This is a genomic window from Rhodococcus sp. MurmanLake-1, assembly GCF_056945715.1.
In genome coordinates, this window is the sequence record NZ_JBWZNF010000001.1 from 456,036 (window position 1) to 477,096 (window position 21,061).

Annotated in this window: 19 protein-coding genes; 8 read left to right on the forward strand and 11 right to left on the reverse strand. The window is 63.0% G+C overall.

What is annotated here, in order from left to right:
* Positions 1-64: 64 nt before the first annotated feature.
* Together AC2ETI_RS01990 and AC2ETI_RS01995 are read right to left on the reverse strand one after the other, a co-directional pair.
* On the reverse strand, positions 65-1,636 hold the full coding sequence (locus tag AC2ETI_RS01990; RefSeq protein ID WP_081341307.1) for a GMC oxidoreductase: 1,572 nt from the start codon (positions 1,634-1,636) through the stop codon (positions 65-67).
* A gap of 102 nt (positions 1,637-1,738) precedes the next feature.
* On the reverse strand, positions 1,739-2,290 hold the full coding sequence (locus AC2ETI_RS01995; RefSeq protein ID WP_003942617.1) for a TetR/AcrR family transcriptional regulator: 552 nt from the start codon (positions 2,288-2,290) through the stop codon (positions 1,739-1,741).
* Between the two features lie 124 nt (positions 2,291-2,414).
* Between AC2ETI_RS01995 and AC2ETI_RS02000 the strand changes: the two genes are divergently transcribed.
* Complete coding sequence (locus AC2ETI_RS02000) at positions 2,415-3,431, forward strand: iron-siderophore ABC transporter substrate-binding protein (protein ID WP_483633491.1); 1,017 nt, start codon at positions 2,415-2,417, stop codon at positions 3,429-3,431.
* Between the two features lie 464 nt (positions 3,432-3,895).
* Entirely contained in the window at positions 3,896-5,338 is a 1,443-nt protein-coding gene (locus tag AC2ETI_RS02005; protein WP_020907569.1) for a sugar porter family MFS transporter, read from the forward strand.
* Positions 5,339-5,426: 88 nt separating this feature from the next.
* Here AC2ETI_RS02005 and dxs read toward each other — a convergent pair whose 3' ends face one another.
* Complete coding sequence (dxs, locus tag AC2ETI_RS02010; protein ID WP_483633492.1) at positions 5,427-7,373, reverse strand: 1-deoxy-D-xylulose-5-phosphate synthase; 1,947 nt, start codon at positions 7,371-7,373, stop codon at positions 5,427-5,429.
* Between the two features lie 252 nt (positions 7,374-7,625).
* On the opposite strand from dxs, the gene glsA reads away from it, so the two are divergent.
* Together glsA and AC2ETI_RS02020 are read left to right on the forward strand one after the other, a co-directional pair.
* Positions 7,626-9,452 (forward strand): glutaminase A, encoded by a 1,827-nt coding sequence (glsA, locus tag AC2ETI_RS02015; RefSeq protein WP_019748258.1) that lies wholly within the window; start codon positions 7,626-7,628, stop codon positions 9,450-9,452.
* Positions 9,453-9,461: 9 nt separating this feature from the next.
* Positions 9,462-10,127: an SIMPL domain-containing protein gene (locus tag AC2ETI_RS02020; protein ID WP_019748257.1), complete on the forward strand. Its 666-nt coding sequence runs from the start codon at positions 9,462-9,464 to the stop codon at positions 10,125-10,127.
* Positions 10,128-10,177: 50 nt separating this feature from the next.
* Here AC2ETI_RS02020 and AC2ETI_RS02025 read toward each other — a convergent pair whose 3' ends face one another.
* From AC2ETI_RS02025 to AC2ETI_RS02040, 4 genes are all read right to left on the reverse strand, one after another.
* Positions 10,178-11,812 (reverse strand): MDR family MFS transporter, encoded by a 1,635-nt coding sequence (locus AC2ETI_RS02025; RefSeq protein WP_021334295.1) that lies wholly within the window; start codon positions 11,810-11,812, stop codon positions 10,178-10,180.
* 5 nt (positions 11,813-11,817) lie between these two features.
* On the reverse strand, positions 11,818-12,306 hold the full coding sequence (locus AC2ETI_RS02030) for a MarR family winged helix-turn-helix transcriptional regulator (protein ID WP_003942624.1): 489 nt from the start codon (positions 12,304-12,306) through the stop codon (positions 11,818-11,820).
* A gap of 154 nt (positions 12,307-12,460) precedes the next feature.
* Positions 12,461-13,729, reverse strand: a complete 1,269-nt coding sequence (locus AC2ETI_RS02035; RefSeq protein WP_483633493.1) for a class I SAM-dependent RNA methyltransferase — start codon at positions 13,727-13,729, stop codon at positions 12,461-12,463.
* Positions 13,730-13,777: 48 nt separating this feature from the next.
* Complete coding sequence (locus AC2ETI_RS02040; protein WP_264614470.1) at positions 13,778-15,772, reverse strand: APC family permease; 1,995 nt, start codon at positions 15,770-15,772, stop codon at positions 13,778-13,780.
* A gap of 171 nt (positions 15,773-15,943) precedes the next feature.
* Here AC2ETI_RS02040 and AC2ETI_RS02045 point away from each other — a divergent pair, with 171 nt between their 5' ends.
* From AC2ETI_RS02045 to AC2ETI_RS02055, 3 genes are all read left to right on the forward strand, one after another.
* The gene (locus tag AC2ETI_RS02045; protein WP_019748254.1) at positions 15,944-16,609 is read left to right on the forward strand and encodes a potassium channel family protein; all 666 of its coding nucleotides are present in this window, start codon (positions 15,944-15,946) and stop codon (positions 16,607-16,609) included.
* A gap of 86 nt (positions 16,610-16,695) precedes the next feature.
* Complete coding sequence (locus AC2ETI_RS02050; RefSeq protein WP_003942632.1) at positions 16,696-17,358, forward strand: potassium channel family protein; 663 nt, start codon at positions 16,696-16,698, stop codon at positions 17,356-17,358.
* Between the two features lie 33 nt (positions 17,359-17,391).
* Positions 17,392-17,685, forward strand: coding sequence for a GNAT family N-acetyltransferase (locus AC2ETI_RS02055; protein ID WP_019748253.1), 294 nt, complete (start codon positions 17,392-17,394; stop codon positions 17,683-17,685).
* On the opposite strand, the gene AC2ETI_RS02060 is transcribed toward AC2ETI_RS02055, so the two are convergent.
* Positions 17,678-18,391 carry a DUF3159 domain-containing protein gene (locus AC2ETI_RS02060; protein ID WP_483633494.1) on the reverse strand — a complete coding sequence of 238 codons (714 nt, stop codon included), beginning with the start codon at positions 18,389-18,391 and terminating at the stop codon, positions 17,678-17,680. The genes AC2ETI_RS02055 and AC2ETI_RS02060 overlap by 8 nt on opposite strands.
* A gap of 52 nt (positions 18,392-18,443) precedes the next feature.
* The gene (locus AC2ETI_RS02065) at positions 18,444-18,818 is read right to left on the reverse strand and encodes an OB-fold nucleic acid binding domain-containing protein (protein ID WP_483633495.1); all 375 of its coding nucleotides are present in this window, start codon (positions 18,816-18,818) and stop codon (positions 18,444-18,446) included.
* A gap of 138 nt (positions 18,819-18,956) precedes the next feature.
* Here AC2ETI_RS02065 and AC2ETI_RS02070 point away from each other — a divergent pair, with 138 nt between their 5' ends.
* Positions 18,957-19,682, forward strand: coding sequence for an alpha/beta fold hydrolase (locus AC2ETI_RS02070; RefSeq protein WP_483633496.1), 726 nt, complete (start codon positions 18,957-18,959; stop codon positions 19,680-19,682).
* Between the two features lie 11 nt (positions 19,683-19,693).
* On the opposite strand, the gene AC2ETI_RS02075 is transcribed toward AC2ETI_RS02070, so the two are convergent.
* Both AC2ETI_RS02075 and dut read right to left on the reverse strand, forming a co-directional pair.
* On the reverse strand, positions 19,694-20,533 hold the full coding sequence (locus AC2ETI_RS02075) for a DUF3710 domain-containing protein (protein ID WP_070385148.1): 840 nt from the start codon (positions 20,531-20,533) through the stop codon (positions 19,694-19,696).
* A 3-nt stretch (positions 20,534-20,536) separates the two neighbouring features.
* The gene (dut, locus tag AC2ETI_RS02080) at positions 20,537-21,031 is read right to left on the reverse strand and encodes a dUTP diphosphatase (protein ID WP_483633497.1); all 495 of its coding nucleotides are present in this window, start codon (positions 21,029-21,031) and stop codon (positions 20,537-20,539) included.
* Positions 21,032-21,061 lie beyond the last annotated feature (30 nt).

The following is a 21,061-nucleotide window of genomic DNA, read 5'->3' on the forward strand; positions in this document are numbered from 1 at the left end:
CAGTCGATCGACCCGTCACGGACGGCGTGCCTTCGGGTACGCCGTCCGTGGCGTTTGCGCAGGTTCAGAATAGGGTTCCCACATCGTCTTTCACGATGTTCTCGAGCGCACGCTCCGCGACGGCGGCGATAGTCATCGACGGATTGCACGCAGCGGAGTTCCCCGGCAACAGAGCGCCGTCGAGCACGTACAACCCCCGCTGGCCCAGAACCCGACCATCAAGATCGCACACCGAGTTCATGCAGGCACCGCCGAGGGGATGCCAGGTGGACGGCAGTAACGCGTTGGTGTCGGTGAGCAGTCCTCCTGCCGCGATCTGCTGGGCCGCAGGTCCGATGTGGCCTTGCTGGATCGCAGAGTCGCCATCCCTCGGCCAACGGAGCACCGCCTCGCCTCGCGCTGAGTCGTACACGAACCGACCTCGGTCGCTGCTGACCCCGAATCCGACCATCACCGTGCTGTGAGCGTCGAACGCCACCGGCGGGAACGACGCCTGAATGACGGTGAACGCGTTATGCGGGTCGTCCCAGTTCCGGCTGCCGTAGACGACCGGACCGCCCTGCGTCGCACCGAAATTCTCCGCGAGATCCGACCAGATGTAGATCCGGTCGGCATTGGTCCCCCACCCCGCGCCGAGTTCGTCGGGCAGATCCGTGATCCGCCCCGTTGCCGCGGCGCGGACCAGGAGTTTGGTGGTGTTCATGCTGCCGGCAGCCATCACGAGCGCATCCGTCGTCAAAATCTTGTTCTCGAGAATCTTGCCGGAAATGTCGGTCCGGTCCACGTACACACGCCACCGTCCGTCGGCTGCCCGCTCGACATCGGTGACCTGGTGCAGAGTCTCCACATTCACCAATCCGGTCGCTTCCGCTGCCGCAATGTAGGTGACATCCACCGAATGCTTGCCCCCGTTGTTGACACCGAGCGCGCCGTCACCGTTGGTGTACGACGGCTTCATCTCACCCCTCAGTTCGGCCAACGCGTAGTTCCAGTCGATCGGCATCGGAATCTTCGACACGGGTAGACCGGAACGCGTTGCGTTACGCGCGAATACACGTGCCGCCTCGTAGTTCGGGCTGGAAATCAGTTCGTCGGGTGCAGTTTCCACTTGCAACATCCGCGCCACCCGCGGGTAATGGACGCGGTCCATTCGTGCGTAGTCGAGCTCCTCCGGAAAGTGCGTGTTGAAGACCGCTTCTTCCGGTTGCAGCGTCATCCCTTGGTACACAAGCGATCCGCCGCCCACACCGGCTGCGCAGATCGCGGTCATGTTCTCACCGGTCACCGTCTCCAACAAACCCGCGTACGGCTCGAAGATCGCCGGCCTGCCGAACAGAGTCGGGTTGGACTGATGCCAGAGAATACGCTTGTCCGGACTGGCGGGATGCGGAAAAGTTTCGGCATTCGGCCCGGTCTGCCACCGAATCCCTCTCTCCAGCAGGGTGACCGGAACCCCGGCCTCGGCCAAGCGAAGTGCCGTCACCCCTCCGCCGAACCCCGAACCGATAACCACGACACGGTGCACTTCACGTGTCAGCGGAATCCCTGTTGCAGCCTTGGCAGTGCGTGGCGCCATCATCGCGACTCCCACGGCGGCCGTACCGGCCAAGAACGATCTACGTTTCACTCCGGACATGACTGGTGCTCCCTCGAAGAATGTCGCCAGAGAATTCCGGGCACGCCAAAACTAGACACTCTGACGCTCGAGTGTCAAGGTTTTGGCGGAGCGGGCGAGGAACTACGAGGTGGACCGGATTGCGGGCCCGAGCCACCTCGAGAGAAAGGCCCGCAAGGAGTCATCGGAATGGACGAGGTCACTGTCGAATGCAACAACCGAAAGCCCCAGTCGCACGGCAATTTCCACTATCTCATCCAACTCCGCCTCCGTGGCGAGGCCACGTTCGACCATAGGGGTGAGCATCTGACCGGCGAAAGGTATTGCTCGACTCATCATTTCGAGATCGAAGACAGGGTTTCCCCGCTCGGCGAGGAGCAGAGTCGCGAGCACCGGGTGAGCACGCACGGCAGTTCGCGCGGCAACGATGAATTCGACGACGTAGTCGCACGCCGTGTCGACCGACTCCACCTGTGCCGTGATCTCCCCGAGAACCTCGACAGCGAGACCGCCCATCGCCTGGGAGACGACCTCTTCACGTGTACCGAAAATCGAGTACACCGTCTGGCGCGAGACACCGGCCGCGGTGGCAACTGCGGCAATGTTCACAGCCTCGAATCCGCCACCTTCGATCAGTCCGAGGGCGGCGCCGAGAATCTTCTGCTGTGATCGCACGAGGAAAGTATCGCCCACCGAAACGGCGCCCTGAGAAACGCGGTCCAGATCCGACTCCCACCTGCATAAACGGCACAATCGGTTTCGTTTGGCTGCCGAAATTCAGTAGGTTAGGCTGCCCTTCATGAAAACTTCTGTTCGGGGCTTCACTGCCCTCGGTGCGGCTGCAATCGCGCTTACCGCACTTGTCTCGTGCTCCTCGGATTCAGGCACATCCACGACATCCCAAGGTACGGACGGATTCCCCGTCAGCATCGAGAACACCTTCGGCACCACGACCATCGACTCGAAGCCCGAGCGCCTCGTCACCCTCGGATGGAACGCGCAGGACATCCTGTACGCACTCGATCTGACTCCGGTCGGACAGCCCAAGTACACCTACGGTGCGGACGACAACGGCGTCATGCCCTGGGCCCAGGACTACTTCGACGCGGACAAGACAACGCTCTTCGACATGCCGGCCAGCGGAGAACCGCCGATCGAGTCCATCGCGTCGTTGACCCCCGACGTCATCCTGGCGCCGTACGAGGGCTTCGAGGAATCCGTCTACAACCAACTGAGCAAGATCGCACCGACGGCCGCTTATCCAGGCGCAGCGTGGCAGACGTCCTGGCAGGACCAGACCCGCATCGTCGGCAAGGCAGTCGGCAAGAGCGAAGAGGCCGAGAAACTCGTCGACGGCCTCGACGCGACTCTCGCCGATACCGCCGCAGCCCACCCGGAGTTCGCCGGAAAGACATTGGCAGTGGTCAACTTCGACACCGATTCGAGCAACATCAACGTCTATCTGCCCACCGACCCGCGGGTCCAGGTGCTGACGGAACTCGGATTCGTCAACGCGCCGGGCGTCGAGAAGCTCGCCGCGGACAATGCAGGTGGATCGTTCTTCAAGACGATCTCCTACGAGAACATCGCCGACATCGACGCCGACTTGATCGTCGGCTTCACCGACGGCTCCGGTGATCCGTCCGGCATACCCGCAGTCGGTGGACTCGACGCGGTCAAACGCGGATCCACCGCATTCCTCAGCGACACCCGCGTCATCGGCGGACTGAGCAACGTCAACGTCCTGAGCACGCCTTGGGTCCTCGGCCAGATCACACCGACGTTGAGTGAAGCCGCAAAGCGCGCGACCGCCTAGAAACGGGATTTTCACGACACCCTCAAAGCCAACTCCCACGGCATGAACTACACGAGCGGGTTCACTCTGAAGCCTGACGCCACAGGCACGATCCTCGAGATGTACTTCTCCGGGGAATCCGAATCCACTTCACGTATCTCGAAGATCTTCACAGCGGTATTCGGTCGATTGGGCGCGCGGGTGACCGGAAATTCATGGCAAAGGATCTCGAGGACATCGCAGCAAAAGCCGAGAGTCTCGCGGGTAATTAAACCGCCCTCACCTGCACCGACATTATTGTTTGCATAATGACTGAAATCAATACCTTGTCTCTGCGTCCGGTTGTTTCGACCTGGGAATGGACTCAGCTGGATAACGGCGCGTGAGTCCCCGCCAAATCTCGTCCGGTGGGCGTAGCGTGCAGAGTGCTCGCGGATGGATCGACGCATCGGGGTGTCGACCGTAGGGCCTTTGAGGGGGCAGGAATGGCATTCAGCGGAACCGCCTCCGGCGGTGGATCCGGCGCTACTCGCGCCGACGTCGGACATGCAGTGCTCTTCGCCGGCGCCGCCGCGCTCGGCGGTTTTCTGTTCGGATACGACACCGCTGTCATCAACGGGGCAGTCGGTGCGATCCGAGACAAGTACGACATCGGAGCCTCGGGCACCGGGCTCACGGTCTCACTGACTCTGCTCGGCGCAGCACTCGGCGCCTGGATCGCAGGCACACTCGCAGATCGCCTCGGCCGCATCCGCGTCATGCAAATAGCCGCGGTGTTGTTCATAATCGGCGCCGTCGGTTCCGCAGTTCCGTTCAGCGTCTACGACCTCACGTTCTGGCGCGTGGTCGGCGGCCTGGCCGTCGGTTTCGCATCGGTCATCGCTCCGGCGTACATCGCGGAGATCTCTCCCGCTGCGATTCGCGGCCGTCTCGGTTCGATGTACCAATTGGCGATCGTTCTCGGAATCGCCGTGTCGCAGTTGGTCAACTACGCACTCCAGGCCGCGGCCGGTGGCGATCGCAATCAGATCGCGGGCCTCGAGGCCTGGCAGTGGATGTTGATGCTCGAAGCCGTTCCCGCAGTTCTGTATCTGATCATGACGACCACGATTCCCGAGTCGCCGCGATTCCTCGTAGCGCAGGGCAAGGACGATCGCGCTCGCAAGATCATCTCCGACCTGGAAGGCGGCGATCACGACGCCGTCACCGAGCGGATGAACGAGATCCGCGACTCGCTCAGCGAGAAGCAAGCCAAAACAACGGTCCGCCAACTCTTCTCGAAGCGGCTCGGCGTCTCCCACCTGGTGTGGGTCGGCATCGCCCTCGCCGCACTGCAGCAGCTGGTCGGTATCAATGTGATCTTCTACTATTCCAGCACCCTGTGGCAGGCAGTGGGATTCGGTGCCGACCGCTCCCTTCTGATCAGCGTCGTGAGCGCCTTGGTCAACATCGTCGGTACGTTTGTCGCCATCGCCGTCATCGACCGAGTCGGTCGAAAGCCGCTGTTGTTGGTCGGTTCCGCCGGTATGGCCATCTCACTGGGCACCGCGGCGTTCTGTTTCCATTCGGCAACAGTGACCAAGAACGAGATCGGCGAATCTGTGGCCACGCTGACCGGAGCCAACGCGACTATCGCACTTATCGGTGCGAACGCATTCGTATTCTTCTTCGCTCTGTCCTGGGGCCCGGTGGTCTGGGTGTTGATCTCCGAGATGTTCCCCAACCGCGTGCGTGCTGCAGCAGTCGGAATTGCGACCGCCACCAACTGGGTCGCGAACTTCCTGGTCTCCTGGACGTTCCCGGCACTTGCCGATTGGAATCTGTCGTACACCTACGCCGGCTACGCCGTCATGGCAGCGTTGTCACTGTTCGTCGTCCTGCGATTCGTGAAGGAAACGCGAGGCAGCACACTCGAATCCGTCCAGTAGCGAGATCTCACGGTTTCACACCGAAAAGCGGTGGCCCTCGGATTGATCCGAGGGCCACCGTTTTTCGAGATTATCGTGAGACGAGCCGTCAGCCTTGCGCGACTTCGCCCTGAGCCGAAGCCGACGACGCGTCTTCCTGGACGTGGACGCCGACGCTGCCCATCCCCGCCACCCAGCCGGTGATCTTGCGGGAGAGGTCCTGAGCCGTGAGTCCGAGTTCCTTGTGGATGGCTTCGCGGCTGGCGTGATCGAGGAACTGCTGAGGAACGCCCATGTCGCGGCACGACGTGTGCACTCCGGCGGCACGCATCGCGGCCGAGACCGTCGAACCGATGCCGCCGTGCAGACCGCCGTCTTCGATGGTGACCACGAGGGCGTACTTGTCCGCCATCTTCACCAGCGAATCCGCGACCGGCAGAACCCATCGCGGATCAACGACGGCAACCGAGATGCCCTGCTTGTCGAGCCGCTCGGCAATCTCGAGCGCCAAGGATGCAAACGGGCCCACCGCGACGAGGAGCACGTCGCCGCGCTCACCCTCGCTGGCCTTGAGAACGTCGACCATTCCGTCGAGTCGCTTCACTGCCGGAATCGCTTCGGGTACAGCACCCTTCGGGAACCGTACGACCGTTGGGCCGTCGTCGACGAGAAGCGCCTCGTCCAGTTCTTCCCGCAGTGTGTCTGCATCACGCGGTGCCGCGACGCGAATCCCCGGGATGATTCCGAGCAGCGAAAGATCCCAGACGCCGTTGTGGCTGGCGCCGTCGACTCCGGTGACCCCGGCGCGGTCGAGCACGACTGTCACCGGTTGTTTGAGCAGTGCGACGTCCATCAACAACTGGTCGAAAGCCCGATTGAGGAAGGTCGAGTAGATAGCAACGACGGGGTGAAGTCCGCCAAGTGCAAGACCGGCGGCCGAGGTCATCGCATGCTGCTCGGCGATACCGACGTCGAAAATCCGATCGGGGAACTTCTCACCGAATGCCGCGAGGCCGGTGGGCCCGGCCATCGCCGCGGTGATGGCGACGATGTCCTCACGACGTGAAGCCTGCTCGATCAATGCGGCCGAGAAGACCGACGTCCAGTCCGGCGCGGACGACTTGGTGCCGCGACCGGTGACGGGATCGATGACGCCGGTGGCATGCATCTGGTCGGCCACGTCGTTCTCGGCGTGTGCGTAACCGTTGCCCTTACGAGTGACGGCATGCACGATGACCGGTCCGCCGTAGGCCTTCGCCCGGCGCAACGCCGATTCCATGGCGGCTTCGTCGTGTCCGTCGACCGGTCCGAGGTACTTGATACCCAGATCGGTGAACATGACCTGAGGGCTGACCGCGTCCTTGAGACCCGCCTTCATTCCGTGCAGGACGGAGTACGCGGTGCGCCCCACCCAGGGCAGTCTCTTGACCAAGCGTCGGCCACTGTCGAGGGCGCGCTCGTAACTCGGCGCGGTGCGCAGTGCCGAAAGATGGTCGGCGAGGCCGCCGATGGTCGGCGCGTACGAGCGACCGTTGTCGTTGACGACGATCACCACCGAACGGTCTTTTCCGGCTGCGATGTTGTTGAGGGCTTCCCAACACATTCCGCCGGTCAGGGCGCCGTCACCGACGACGGCGACAACGTGGCGATTCTGGCCCGTGAGCGCGAAGGCCTTCGCGAGGCCGTCGGCATAGGACAACGCGGCGGAAGCGTGAGAGGACTCGACCCAGTCGTGTTCGCTCTCGGCGCGGCACGGATACCCGGACAGTCCGCCCTGCTTACGCAGAGTGTCGAACTGATCCTGACGACCGGTGAGGATCTTGTGCACGTAGGCCTGATGGCCCGTGTCGAAGATGATCGCGTCCTGCGGCGAGTCGAAAATTCGGTGCAGTGCGAGGGTCAACTCCACGACGCCCAAGTTGGGCCCGAGGTGACCACCGGTCGCAGCGACCTTCAGCACGAGGAACTCACGAATCTCGTCGGCCAACTCCGTCATCTCGGCGTGGCTCAACTGACTTAGATCGTCAGGACCCTGAATGCGGGCAAGAACACCCAACGAGATCGCTCCCTCCGTGCTTCACAGCTGCACCGGTGCGCGCCGCGGCTGTCTTCGCGACAGTGCTGCCAGTCTACGGAGCGTTCCGGCGAACCGACACGCGGACTCGGCCCGAATCCGGTGTGACTTCGCGTAACAGCGAAATCCCACGGATCGCTCGTGATCGCAATCACAGACAAATGGGATCCGTCGCAATCGACTCGACAACTCTTGTTCCACAAAACGACCGCCATGTCGGCTTAAGGTCGACGTATGGGAACTGTGGTCGAAGACCTGATAACGCGAGTGTTCGACGAAGTCCGATCACTCGACGAGGGCGAGTTGGCCGACTACATCCCCGAACTCGCGGCGGTCGCCCCCGATTCGTTCGGAATCTGCATCGCCACCGTCGACGGTTACGTCTACGAGATCGGCGACTCGCGAATCCCGTTCACCATTCAGTCGATCTCGAAACCCTTCACCTACGCCTTGGCTCTCGCCGATCGGGGAAGCGAGGCGGTTGCCGCGAAAATCGACGTCGAACCATCCGGCGAGCCGTTCAACGAAATCAGCCTCGACCCGCTCACCGAACGGCCACGAAACCCCATGATCAATGCCGGGGCGATCACCGCTGCATCACTGGTCGCCGGCCCGAATCCCGAGGCCCGCTTCGAGCGCATCCGCTCGGCGTACTCGAGGTACGCGGGCCGCGAACTGGCATTCAACGAGTCGGTCTACACCTCCGAGGCGCGCACCGGTCACCGCAACCGCGCGATCGGACACATGCTGCGATCCTTCGACGTCATCACCGGCAATCCCGACGAGGCCGTCGACCTGTATTTCCGTCAATGCTCGATCGACGTGACCTGCCGCGACCTGAGTCTGATGGCTGCGACGATGGCGAACAACGGTGTCAATCCGCTCACCCACGAGCGCGCGCTGGCCCCCGCGGGCGTCGAACAGGTCCTCAGCGTCATGGCGACGTGCGGCATGTACGACGGCGCCGGAAAGTGGCTGGTGGAGGTCGGATTGCCGGCCAAGAGCGGCGTCGGCGGCGGAGTCCTGGCGGTTCTGCCCGGCCAGATCGGCATCGCGGTGTACTCCCCCAGGCTCGACGTTCACGGAAACAGCGTTCGCGGAGTTGCGTCTGCCCGGGCACTGTCGAAGGAACTCGAACTGCACTTCCTCCACGTGACGCGGGCGTCACGCTCGTCGATCCGGGCCAGATACAGCGTCATCGAAGCACCGTCGCGAGTACGACGCACCCCGACCGAACAGGCTGTGCTCGACGACGTCGGCAAGCGCAGCCGGGTCTACGAACTGCACGGCGATCTCCTCTTCACCGGTGCCGAATCGGCGGTCCGCGAAATCGGCTCGGTGGACGAGGGCCTCGAAGTTGTCGTCATCGACGTCCGCCGTGTCGACGACGCCAGCGACGTCGCAGTACGCATGATCACTGCGCTGCAGGTTCAACTGGCCGAGCAGGCTTGTGCGGTGGCCGTCGTCGATCCGCAAGGACTGCTGGGACAACGAAGTTCGAGCATCGACCCCGCCAGAAGAAGTGGTCGGGTTTTTGCGGATCTCGATTCCGCCATGCAGTGGTGCGAAGACACGTTGCTTGCGGTGCATTGTGAGGCCGAACGGCAGGCGTCGACGATCTCGATCGAGGACCACCCAGTTCTCGATGCTCTGTCCGCGGCACAGATCGAGGGATTCTCGGCAGAGTTGGAGACTCGTACCTATGCCCGCGGCGAGAAGATCGCCCGCCGAGGTGAATCGGCGTCTGGCTTCTACCTGATTCTCAGTGGCCAGGTCAGCACCATGTTCACCGACGCGCACGGGGTCGAGCACCGCATCACGACGCTCTCCGCCGGAATGACGTTCGGCGAGATGACGATGTTCCTCGACACTCCGTTCCTCAACGACATCCGCGCCGATTCCACGGTCACCGTGGCCGTGCTGACTCCGGAGCGATATGCAGAACTGACCGCACAGGCACCCGAGTTGAAACTTGCGCTTCTCGAACGACTGGCTGCGGGCGCCTACGAGCAATTGGACCTGATGTTGCGGAGTGTCATATCCGCCGGACGAATCGGATAGGAAGTACACATGCCGACCACCGCCCTCACCTCGGAACCGTCCACTGTCACGGTGACCGGAACTGCCACTGCAACAGCTGTTCCCGACATCGTGCGGCTGACGATCGGAGTATCGGTGACACAGACGGCCGTTTCCGACGCATTCGACGCCGTCGCGCGTCTGTCCACTGCTCTGACCGAGACCCTGCACGCGCGCGGTGTGCGCGGAGCGGACCTCACCACCGCCGGGCTGAGCGTCCATCCGCAGACTCACTGGAGTGACGGAGGCCGCCAGGAGACAACAGGATTCACCGCATCGACAACTTTCCGAGTCGTACTGCGAGAGCTGGAGCCGGAAGCGGCGAACTCCCCCGCCGCCGTCATCGCGGCGTGTGTATCGGTGGGCGGCGACGCGATTCGGCTCGACGGGCTCGAGTTCGACCTCGACGACCGCAGCGATCTGGCGACAAAAGCACGCGAATTGGCATGGACGGCAGCCGAATCGAAAGCCAGACAGTTCGCGGACCTGGCAGACAAAGATCTGGTCGAAGTGCTCGAGGTGCTCGAGGACTTCGACCAGATCGTGCCGATGCGCGGACGTGTCGCGGCGATGAAAGCGGATTCGGCCCCGATAGCCGTCGAACGCGGAGAGATCGAAGAATCGATCTCTGTCCGCGTTCGATGGGCTATGGCGTGACAGAACTGTTCAGAAGACGCGGCCGGCGGTAGACCAGCCGGGCATGCGGATCAGCGAGTGAGGTTCTTCTCTTCGCGCTCTTCTTCGTACTTCTGCTCGGCGTCAGGAGTCGCGATGTCGATCGTGGTGCGCAGCGGACGGTTCGGGATGAAGATGACCGACACGAGCGTGACCACAGCGACGACGGCTGCGACCAGGAAGATCCGTCCTGTTGCGTCGCCGTAGGCGAACCGAACGATCTGCGAGACGAAGTCAGGCATATTGCTCAGGTCGAGGCCGTCCTGGAGGCTCTTTCCAGCTACTGCCTGCTGCTCGGGCGGCAAGGTGGAGACCGAATCGACTGTCAGTGTCTTGACGCGGGTCGCAAGAATCGAACCGAGCACCGACACGCCGATCGCGCCGCCGAACGTGCGGAAGAACGCCACGATACTGCTGGCCGCACCGATGTTCTCGACGCTGACCGTGTTCTGCACCGCGAGCACGATGTTCTGCATCAACATGCCGGTACCCAGACCGACGATGGCGATGAAGATTCCGATGGTCCAGAGGCTGGTGGCGTGGTCGATCGTCGACAGCAGCCCGAAACCGACCAGCAGCAGAACTGCGCCGGCGACGATGAAGGGCTTCCACTGACCGAACTTGGTGATCAGCTGTCCCGAGCCGACGGAGGCGACGAGCATGCCTGCGACCATCGGAATGGTGAGCAATCCGGCTTCGGTGGGATCGAATCCGCGTGCGGTCTGGAAGTACTGCGTCAGGAAGGTCGTCGCACCGAAGAGGCCGACACCGACTGCGATCGAGGCGATGATCGCGAGAGCAGTTGTGCGCTCGGTGATGATCTTGATCGGCAGGATCGGATCCTTGACCTTGGATTCGACGAACATCGTCAGGCCGAGCAGGGCCAGACCACCGATGACGAAGAAGGCCGACTCCTTCGAGAACCAGGCGTAGTAGTCGTCCTGACCGGCAAACGAAACCCAGATCAGCAGGACGCTGACACCGGCGGTGAGCAAGGTGGCGCCCATCCAGTCGATGGAGACGTTGTCCTTCTTCACGGTCTCGACGTGCAGTGTGCGCTGAAGCAGGAACAGTGCGATGACTGCCAACGGAACACACACGTAGAAGCACCAGCGCCAGCCGGCAGTGTCCACGAGGACGCCGCCGAGGATCGGTCCACCGGACATCGAGACGGCCATTGCCGCGCCCATGTATCCGGAGTAGCGACCACGATCTCGCGGCGGGATGATCGTGCCGATGATGGCTACGACGAGAGCAGTCAGGCCGCCCATGCCGATGCCCTGGATGACACGTGCACCCAGCAGCAACGGAACATTGTGCGCCGCGCCGGCGATGACCGAGCCGATCACGAAGATGACGATCGCGGTCTGGACCAGGACCTTCTTGTTGTAAAGGTCGGCCAGTTTGCCCCAGATCGGCGTCGATGCCGCAGTGGCGAGCAGTGCCGTGGTGATGATCCAGGCGTACTGCGTCTGAGTTCCGTGCAGTTCACCGATGATCGTGGGAAGCGCTGTCGAAACGATGGTGCTGCTGAGCAGCGCGGTGAACAGCGCTGCGATGAGTCCGGTGAGTGCTTCGAGAATTTCGCGGTGAGTCATCGCGCCCGCTTCGCGAGCCGATCCGTCACCTCCGGTACTTGCCCGGGTTTCTCCTACTGTTGCTGCCATGTGCCTTATCTCCCAATACTTTCTACGCCCGTGTGCGGAACTGCCGGTGAGGCCTGCCGATTCGATGCGCCGAACGTCTCGTTGAGACGTTGCAGCGATGTCACTGCGGCCATGGCCTCTTCCTGGCTCCAGTCTTCGAGCATGTTGCGCAAACGCGCCGCACGCCGCTGCGTGGTTCTCCGTAAAACGTCGTGTCCCTCTTCCGATACTCGGATGCGGAACGCCCGCTTGTCAGCCGGATCGGGATTTCTCTCGACATACCCAGCGTCGACCAGATCCGACATTTGCCGGCTGAGCGACGACTGACTGACACACAGATCGACGGCCAATTCGTTCTGTCGGCACTCCCCACGCGCTGCCAGCATGAACAACACACTGACCAGCGCAGGCGGCAGCAGGCTGTCTGCACCGGTGGTGACCGCGGCTCGCAGCGATCTGCCGAACATGAAGATCGTGTCGACGAGCGCTTGGGCCGTCTCCGGCTGTACCGACATTGCCTACCCCTGAATTCGAGTGGCTCGAACGAGCCGTGACTTGAAAACGGAAAACTACTTGCAGAACGAAACTATACGATTAGTTGCGTAATGCAAGCAACTGTTCTGAACGCGAGAAGCGTCACACCGTTTCAGGGAAAGATTTCGGGACGCGTCAGCGTTCTAGGAGCGCGATGCACTCCATGTGGTGTGTCTGAGGGAAGGCGTCGAACGCCCGGAGGCCGCCGATTCTGAAGCCCTGCTCCAGGTAGAGACCGATATCGCGGCCGAACGACGCCGGGTCGCACCCGATGTGCACGATCCGTTCAGCGCCCGTTGCGGCGAGAGCTTCCACGACCGGACGGCCGGCTCCCGCACGTGGCGGGTCTAGCACGACGACGGCAGGCGAACGCTCCAGCTCCGCGATGACGTTCTCGACGCGGGCGCTGTGGAAGCGCACCTGACCGAGATCGGACAGAGCTGCCCGCCCGTCCGCGACTGCACGCGCCGAAGATTCGACTGACTCCACCACGCCGGACGGCCCGACAAGGTCGGCGAGCACGGATGCGAAAACCCCGACTCCGCCGTAGAGATCCCACGCCGTGTCCCCGGTAGCGGCTCCGGCCCACTCCCCGACCACCTGTGAGTACGCGTTCGCAGCGCCGCGATGGGCCTGCCAGAAACCGGTCGCGGCCAGCGCCCATTCTCGATTGCCGACGCGCTCGGTCACTGTGTCCGATCCGATGGCCACTCGGGTCTTTCGCGGGCCGCCGCTCGCCGCTCGGCGTGCCATCGCGCCGCGACGCCCCGGCGTCCGCCGTCCCGTCTTGGACACCGCGGGTGCGGCAATTTCCACGACGTGCCGCTGACCGGCAGCGTCGAGAACGACCTGCAGCTCGCTCCCTGGCGCCCATTGCGCACCGCCGAGACCGTCGTACGCGCTCTGATCGATCTGGGTGCAGCGCAGGTCCGTGACGATCGGGTTGCTCCGGTACGCGTGGTATCCCGCGACCCCGTGCCCGTCCACCGCCAACCGGACTCGCGTGCGCCAACCCGTTCCGTCTCCGGTTCCAGGTAGTTCCTCTACCGCGACGTCCGATTCGACACGAGCGAGTCGCAGAAGCTGCTCACGCACGACCGAGGTCTTCATCTCACGTTGGACGCTCAGATCCGCATGCGAGTAATCGCAACAGCCCGCCCCGCCCGGGCCGGAGATCGGGCATGTCGGATCGATGCGATGCGGAGATGCGTCGAGAACTGTGATGGCGTCGGCGCGGCAGAACGATCCGCCCTTGTCCTCCGTCACCCGGACCAGCGCCCGCTCCCCCGGCAAACCGTGACGGACGAACACGACCCGTCCCTCGTGCCGGGCGACGACGAACCCGCCGTGACCGGGGTTACCCAGATCGACCTCGAAGGTCTGCCCGGTCCAATTCTCACTCAACGAACTACGCCTGCCATTTCGATGTTGCCGATCATTTTTCGCCGGTGATCATTTCTCGCCGGTGTCGTAACCGCGACGCGTGGCGCCTGCGGTCTTCTCGATGTCCAGCGGCTTTGCCTTTGCCGACGAACTCAGCTGCCACGGAACGCTGGTCACCATCACGCCGGGCTGGAAGAGCAGACGACTCTTCAGACGAAGCGCGCTCTGATTGTGCAGGATCTGCTCCCACCAGTGTCCGACGACGTACTCGGGAATGAAGACGGTGACGACATCACGCGGAGCATCGCGTCGTACACGCTTGACGTAATCGAGAACCGGCTTGGTGATTTCGCGGTACGGCGACTCGATCACCTTGAGCGGAACCGTCACGTCGCTCTTCTCCCACTCACGCACGAGTGCACGGGTGTCGGGCTCGTCGACGTTGACCGTGATGGCTTCGAGGGTGTCAGGTCGCGTGGCTCGCGCGTAGGCGAGAGCTCGCATCGTCGGCATGTGCAACTTCGAGACGAGCACGATCGAGTGCGTGCGGCTGGGCAGTACGCCGTCCCACTCCTGCTCCTCGAGTTCGGCTGCGACGCTGTCGTAGTGCTTGCGGATCATCTTCATCACGATGAAGATCGCGACCATCGCGACGATGGCGATCCAGGCGCCGGCAGCGAACTTGGTGATCAGAACGATGATCAGGACGGTGGCGGTCATTGCGAGACCGATCGAATTGATCACTCGCGAGCGCTGCATCCGGGCCCGCTGTGTCTTGTCGGTCTCGGACTTCAGATGCCGAGTCCAGTGCTTGATCATGCCCGTCTGGCTGAGCACGAACGAGACGAAGACGCCGACGATGTACAGCTGGATGAGCTTGGTGACCTCGGCGCCGAACACCACGACGAATGCGATCGCAGCACCGGAGAGGAAGAGGATTCCGTTGCTGAATGCCAGTCGGTCGCCGCGCGTGTGCAGCTGACGCGGTAGGTACCGATCCTGCGCCAGGATCGATCCGAGTACCGGGAATCCGTTGAACGCGGTGTTCGCGGCCAGAACCAAGATCAGTGCCGTGACGATCGCCATGAAGAAGAATCCGATCGGGAAACCACTGAACACGGCTTCGGCGATCTGCGCGATCAAGGTCTTCTGGTGGTAACCCTCCGGCGCACCGACCAGCTGTTCCTGCGGATTGTGTGCGTAGACGATGCCGATCTTCTGAGCCAGGATGATGATGCCCATCAACAGGACGATGGCGATCGACCCGAGCAGCAGCAAGGTCGTGGCCGCGTTGCGCGATTTCGGCTTCTGGAACGCCGGTACGCCGTTACTGATGGCCTCGACGCCGGTCAATGCAGCACAGCCCGAGGAGAAGGCGCGCGCGATCAGGAACGCGAAGGCAATTCCGTACAGATGCGAATCCTCGGCGTTGAGCGTGAACGACGACGATTCCGCGTGCACGTCCTCGCCGAGGACGTAGATCCGGAAGAACCCCCACCCGAGCATCAGGAACATGCCGACGATGAATGCGTAGGTCGGAATTGCGAACGCGGTACCGGATTCACGGATACCGCGAAGGTTGACCGCGGTCAGCAACACGATCGCCGCAACCGCGAACAACACCTTGTGCTGCGCGACGAACGGCAGAGCCGAGCCGATGTTCGACGCCGCCGACGAGATCGACACGGCGACCGTCAGCACGTAGTCGACCATCAGCGCACTACCGACGGTCAGACCGGCGGTCGGGCCCAGGTTGACCGTCGCGACCTCGTAGTCGCCGCCACCGGACGGGTATGCATGGACGTTCTGGCGGTAGCTCGCCACCACCACAGCCATGACGATGGCGACGGACAATCCGATCCAGGGTGTGTACGCATACGCGGAAATACCCGCGACGGAGAGAACCAGGAAGATTTCTTCGGGGGCATACGCGACGGACGACATCGCGTCGGACGCGAAGACCGGTAGTGCAATTCGCTTGGGTAGCAGCGTGTGCCCGAGTTTGTCGCTTCGGAACGGCCGACCGAGCAGGAGCCGCTTGGTAGCGGTCGAGAGCTTAGACACGTGCAAAGCGTAAGCCGTCTCGCCCGATTCGGAGTCATCAGAGCCCCAACTTCACCTTTTGTCGTGACACCCGGCACGCAGGCGACCGTTGTACTTGCTCTTCCCGTGAGGGGCTGTACCGTTCGATTCGGCGTGCAATCGCGCCATGAGGGTCCATGAACGGAGTAGGGCGTGTATGTCGTCATCATGGGGTGCGGTCGAGTGGGTTCTTCCCTCGCCGCGTCTCTGACCAGGATCGGACATGAGGTCGCCGTCATCGACCGCGATCAGAGTGCGTTTCTGCGTCTCGATCTCGACTTCCCGGGAACCAAGGTTCTGGGAATGGGGTTCGACCGTGACGTGCTGGTCCGGGCGGGCATCGAGCGGGCCGACGCCTTCGCTGCGGTCTCCTCGGGAGACAACTCCAACATCATCGCGGCGCGAGTCGCACGCGAGACCTTCGGCGTCGAACGCGTCGTCGCGCGTATTTACGACGCCAAGCGTGCCGCTGTTTACGAGCGCCTCGGCATCCCCACCGTCGCGACCGTGCCGTGGTCGACGGATCGCTTCCTGCACACGCTGACCAAGGAAAGTCAGACCGCGAAGTGGCGCGATCCTTCGGGCACTGTTGCGATTACCGAACTTGCCCTGCACGAGGATTGGGCCGGCAAGCCGATCGCACTACTCGAGAGCGCGACCAGTTCGAGAGTCGCCTTCATCATCCGATTCGGAACCGGCGTGCTCCCCGATCGCAAGACCGTCATCCAGGCCGACGACCAGGTCTACATTGCCGCGGTATCGGGAACCGTCGCCGAAGCGATCGCACTGGCCGGCAACCCGCCGCCGAGTGACGACTGACGGAGGCCGCAGATGACTGATCCGAACGCCGCCCCTCACAACAAGCCTGCGACTGTGTTGCACTACAACGTGATTGGAAGTTCTCGATGAAGGTCGCCATCGCCGGAGCCGGCGCCGTAGGCCGCTCCATTGCGCGAGAGCTGATTCGAAGCTCGCACGACGTCATGCTGATCGAGCGCAAACTCGATCACATCGAACCGGAGTCGGTGCCCGAGGCGAAGTGGGTACACGCGGACGCGTGCGAACTCAGCCGCCTCGAGGACGCGTCGATGGAGTCCTACGAGGTCGTGATCGCCGCAACCGGAGACGACAAGGCCAACCTGGTCCTCAGTCTGCTCGCGAAAACCGAGTTCGGCGTTCGCCGAGTTGTCGCCCGCGTCAATGATCCCCGCAACGAATGGCTCTTCGACGAGTCGTGGGGCGTCGACGTCGCCGTCTCGACACCGCGGATGCTCGCTTCGCTCGTCGAAGAAGCCGTCTCCGTCGGTGACCTGGTCAAACTGATGACACTGCGGCAGGGGCAGGCCAATCTCGTCGAGATCACGTTGCCCGACAACACGCCTCTTGCCGGAAAAGCCGTCAAGAAGCTCGAACTTCCGCGGGACTGCGCACTGGTCACCATTCTGCGGGGTGGGCGTGTGATCGTCCCGCAGATGGACGATCCCATCGAAGGTGGAGACGAACTCCTGTTCGTCGCGGCCGTCGACGCCGAGGATCAGTTGCGCGTTGCACTCCGCCTGGAGAATTGACCGACGAACACACTGACGACGAAAGGGAATCACATGGCACAAGCACCCGAAAACACCGTAGTCACCGACAATCCAGCCCAGAGCCGGTACGAGATCCATGCAGACGGCGACCTCGCCGGCATCGAGGACTACACCACGTCCGGTGACGTCGTCTCGTTCAACCACACCGAGATCTACCCGGCCTTCGAAGGTTTCGGGCTGGCCGCGATTCTGGTCCGCCAGGCTCTGGACGACCTACGCGCCCGTGGCCTCAAGGTTCACCCGGTCTGCCCGTACGTCGTGAAGTTTCTCGACAAGCACCCCGAGTACCAGGACCTGATCAGCTGAGATCGCGGTCTTCGCGCGGCTTCGTCAAATTCACCGAGCCCACCTCTTCGGACCCTGCGTCCGTTGCGGTGGGCTCGCTGCTTTCGGGCTCCACAACCGGTTCCGGCTCGACGACGCGATCGGCCTTCCGCACAGCCCAGACCGTCACGAGCAGCACCAAACCGGTCAATGGCCAACCCATGCCGATACGCGCGACTGCGAGCCATCCAGTGTGGTCGGTGTCGTAGAGCTGTGACTGAACGAGATACCGTGCACCGAATACCAGCGCCCACGCCGCCGTCGCGATGTCGTAGAGCCGGACGGCGGAGCTGTGCTTGCGCCAGAGATTGCCGTGCCCGTTGAGATAACCCCAGATGATTCCGACGAGGGGCCAGCGCACGAGGATGGAAATCAGGAAGACCGCACCGTAGGCGAGGCTCGTGTAGATACCGAAGAGGAAATATCCTTTGGCATCGCCGGTGCGATAGGCGATGAACGCGGAAACTCCGACTCCGAGAAACCCGGAAATTGCGGGTTGGAGGGAATCCTTGCGGAAAAGGCGCCAGGCCGCGATAGCGACAGCGACGCCCAATGCGGCCCAGATTGCCGCGGTGAGGTTCCAGATACTGTTGACCGGGACAAAAATCAGAATCGGCAAAGACGAATAGATCAGACCACTCAGCCCGCCGAGTTGGTCGATTACCGATCGCTGTTGTGTTTCAGTCACCTGTCGAGGGTGCCACAGTCACCGAGTTGCACGGTAAATGCGGGAAACGCGCCTATTCGCCGCGCAGTTCGTAGTAAGGGTTGAAGATCGCCTTGCGACCGTCACGCTCGCCCACACGACCGCGGATCAGCAGGGTCTTACCGGTCTCGATTCCCGGGATCCGGCGACGCCCGATCCAGACGAGATTGATCACCTCGGTGCCGTCGAAGAACTCGGCCTCGATGCTGGCATTTCCCGACTTGGGACACGCGTCGACGCTGCGGAGTCGGCCCACCATCGTGACTTCTTCACCGCGACGACAATCGCAGGCCTTCTGACCTCCGGAAGCCTTGTTGGACTCGGCCATCTCCTTGGCGTCCAACTGGTCGACGTCCTCGGTCAGACGCTGGGTCAGTCGACGAAAATATCCTGCGGCGGCGGGTGCCATTGCGCGCTCCTGCGAACATGTGTGACGCAAGGGTTTCGCGTCACGTGAAGGGCTGTGTGATCGCCACTGTAGACCCATTACGAGCGTGTAACCACACCGGTCAGTCCGCGTCTCGGGGGCACCGGGCAAGATCAAAAGATGCAGAACTCAGAATCGGCGACCGTTGCCGTCGTTCTCCCAGGTACAGGCTCTGACGCCCACTTCGCAGACCGCGCATTCCGGGCGCCGCTAGCGGCTCTGGGTGTGCGCATCGTCGCAATTGAACCGGACCCTCGGCGTGTCGTGGACGGCTATCTGGACGCGATGGACCGAGCCGCGGACACGCACGGCCGAATCATCGTCGGAGGCGTCTCGATCGGGGCCGCCGTGGCGCTCCAGTGGGCCGCCGAGAACCCCGATCGAACCGTGAGTGTGTTGGCAGCACTTCCGGCCTGGATCGGGTCGGCGGACGACGCACCCGCTGCAGCGAGCGCGAGGTTCACCGCAGCACAACTGCGCTCCGAAGGGTTGGAAGCGGTGATCGCAGCGATGCTCGCGTCGAGTCCGGCGTGGCTCGGAGCCGAACTCGAGCGCTCCTGGCGCTCTCAATGGCCCGATCTCCCGGTCGCGCTCGACGAGGCGGCGTCGTACCACTCGCTCAGCGAGAGCGCGTTACAGGCGGTGGGCATTCCGGTCGGCATCGCTTCGGCGGTGGACGATCCGGTTCATCCCGCGGCAGTGGCGCAGGCCTGGGCGAATGCACTCCCCCGCGGCGCAGTCGCCACGACGACGCTCGACATGATCGGGCGCGACCCCGCGGTTCTCGGGGCCACCTGCATCAAAGCGCTCGCGGCGATCGAATCCGATACCACCGCGAGCGCCTGAAAGAAACCCTGCTACTGACCCAATTGCTGCATGGCAGAACCGGATTCGCCGCTACGCGGCGGCGGGGTCGGTCGCGCTGGAGGTGCCGGCGGAGCGGGCGGAGCTGACTGCTGTTGCTGCTGGGCGGCGACCTGTTGCTGCTGCGCTGTCGCCAACTGCTGCTCGTGTGCGGCCGCCAGCTGCTCGGCGAGTACCTGCGGGAGCACGACGGGCAGCGGTGTCCGCACCGGATGCGGCTCCGATCCTCGGTTGACGACGGTGTCTCGCAGGATGTCGCGTGCGATTGCCACCAAAGGGGTGTTCGCGGCGGTGGATCCGCTCGGACCCGCTACCACGCAGCGCACCATCCACCGCGGACCGTCGACGCCGATGAACCGCAGGTCCATGTTGGCCGTCACGGCAGCCAGTTCCCGGCCCCAAGGGCCGTTCTCGACGCTCACCGCAGAATTGTCGTCGCGAAGCGACTGCGCGAGTTCGGCAACGACCTCACGCCACTGACCGGGTGATTTCGGGGCGGCGTATGCAGCAACCGTGATGCGGCCATGTTCGGTGACCAGGTGCACGGCCTGCGGAGAACCGTTGGGTGCCATCTCGACCTGCAACTGTCCGCCGGTCGGCATCGGCACCAGAACGGAACCGAGATCCAGGCGCTGACCGTCACGGCCTGCCGTCGGATCGTCGGAATCGATCTCCGTGATGTCGTAAGGGCCTTCCGATTCGTCACCGAACTCGTCGCCGGCGACGTCGAGATCGTCTTCGACCTCGTCGATCTCCACCGACTCGTCGTTCTCGTCACCGAAGAAGCTGGTGGGTTCCTCGTCGACGTCTGTCTTCTTCTTGCGTCCGAACATGATTCAGACTCCCTCTCCGACGCCCGCGCCAGGCGCATCGGTATCGAGTATCGCGTGACCGCCGCTGGAACCGTAGCCTCCGGTTCCTCTGGTCGTGTCGTCCAGCGACTCGACTTCCTCGAAAACCGGAAGTTCGACTCGTTGAACCACGAGCTGAGCGATTCGGTCACCGCGGCGGATGTCGATGGCTGTGGCCGGATCGAGATTGATCAAGCAGACCTTGAGTTCGCCCCGGTATCCCGCGTCCACGGTTCCGGGCGCGTTCACGATCGACAGTCCCGATTTTGCGGCAAGTCCGGAACGCGGATGGATCAACCCGACGGTGCCCACCGGCAAAGCGATCGCGATCCCCGTTCCGACCAGTGTTCGGTGGCCGGGTTCGATGGTGACATCGCTGGTGGAGCACAGATCCACACCCGCATCTCCGGGATGCGCACGCTGTGGAACGGGCAGGTCTGGATCCAGTCGCTTCAAGGCGATGGAGAGATGGTCGCTCACGTGGGCCAAGACTACTCGTAGCGACGGACT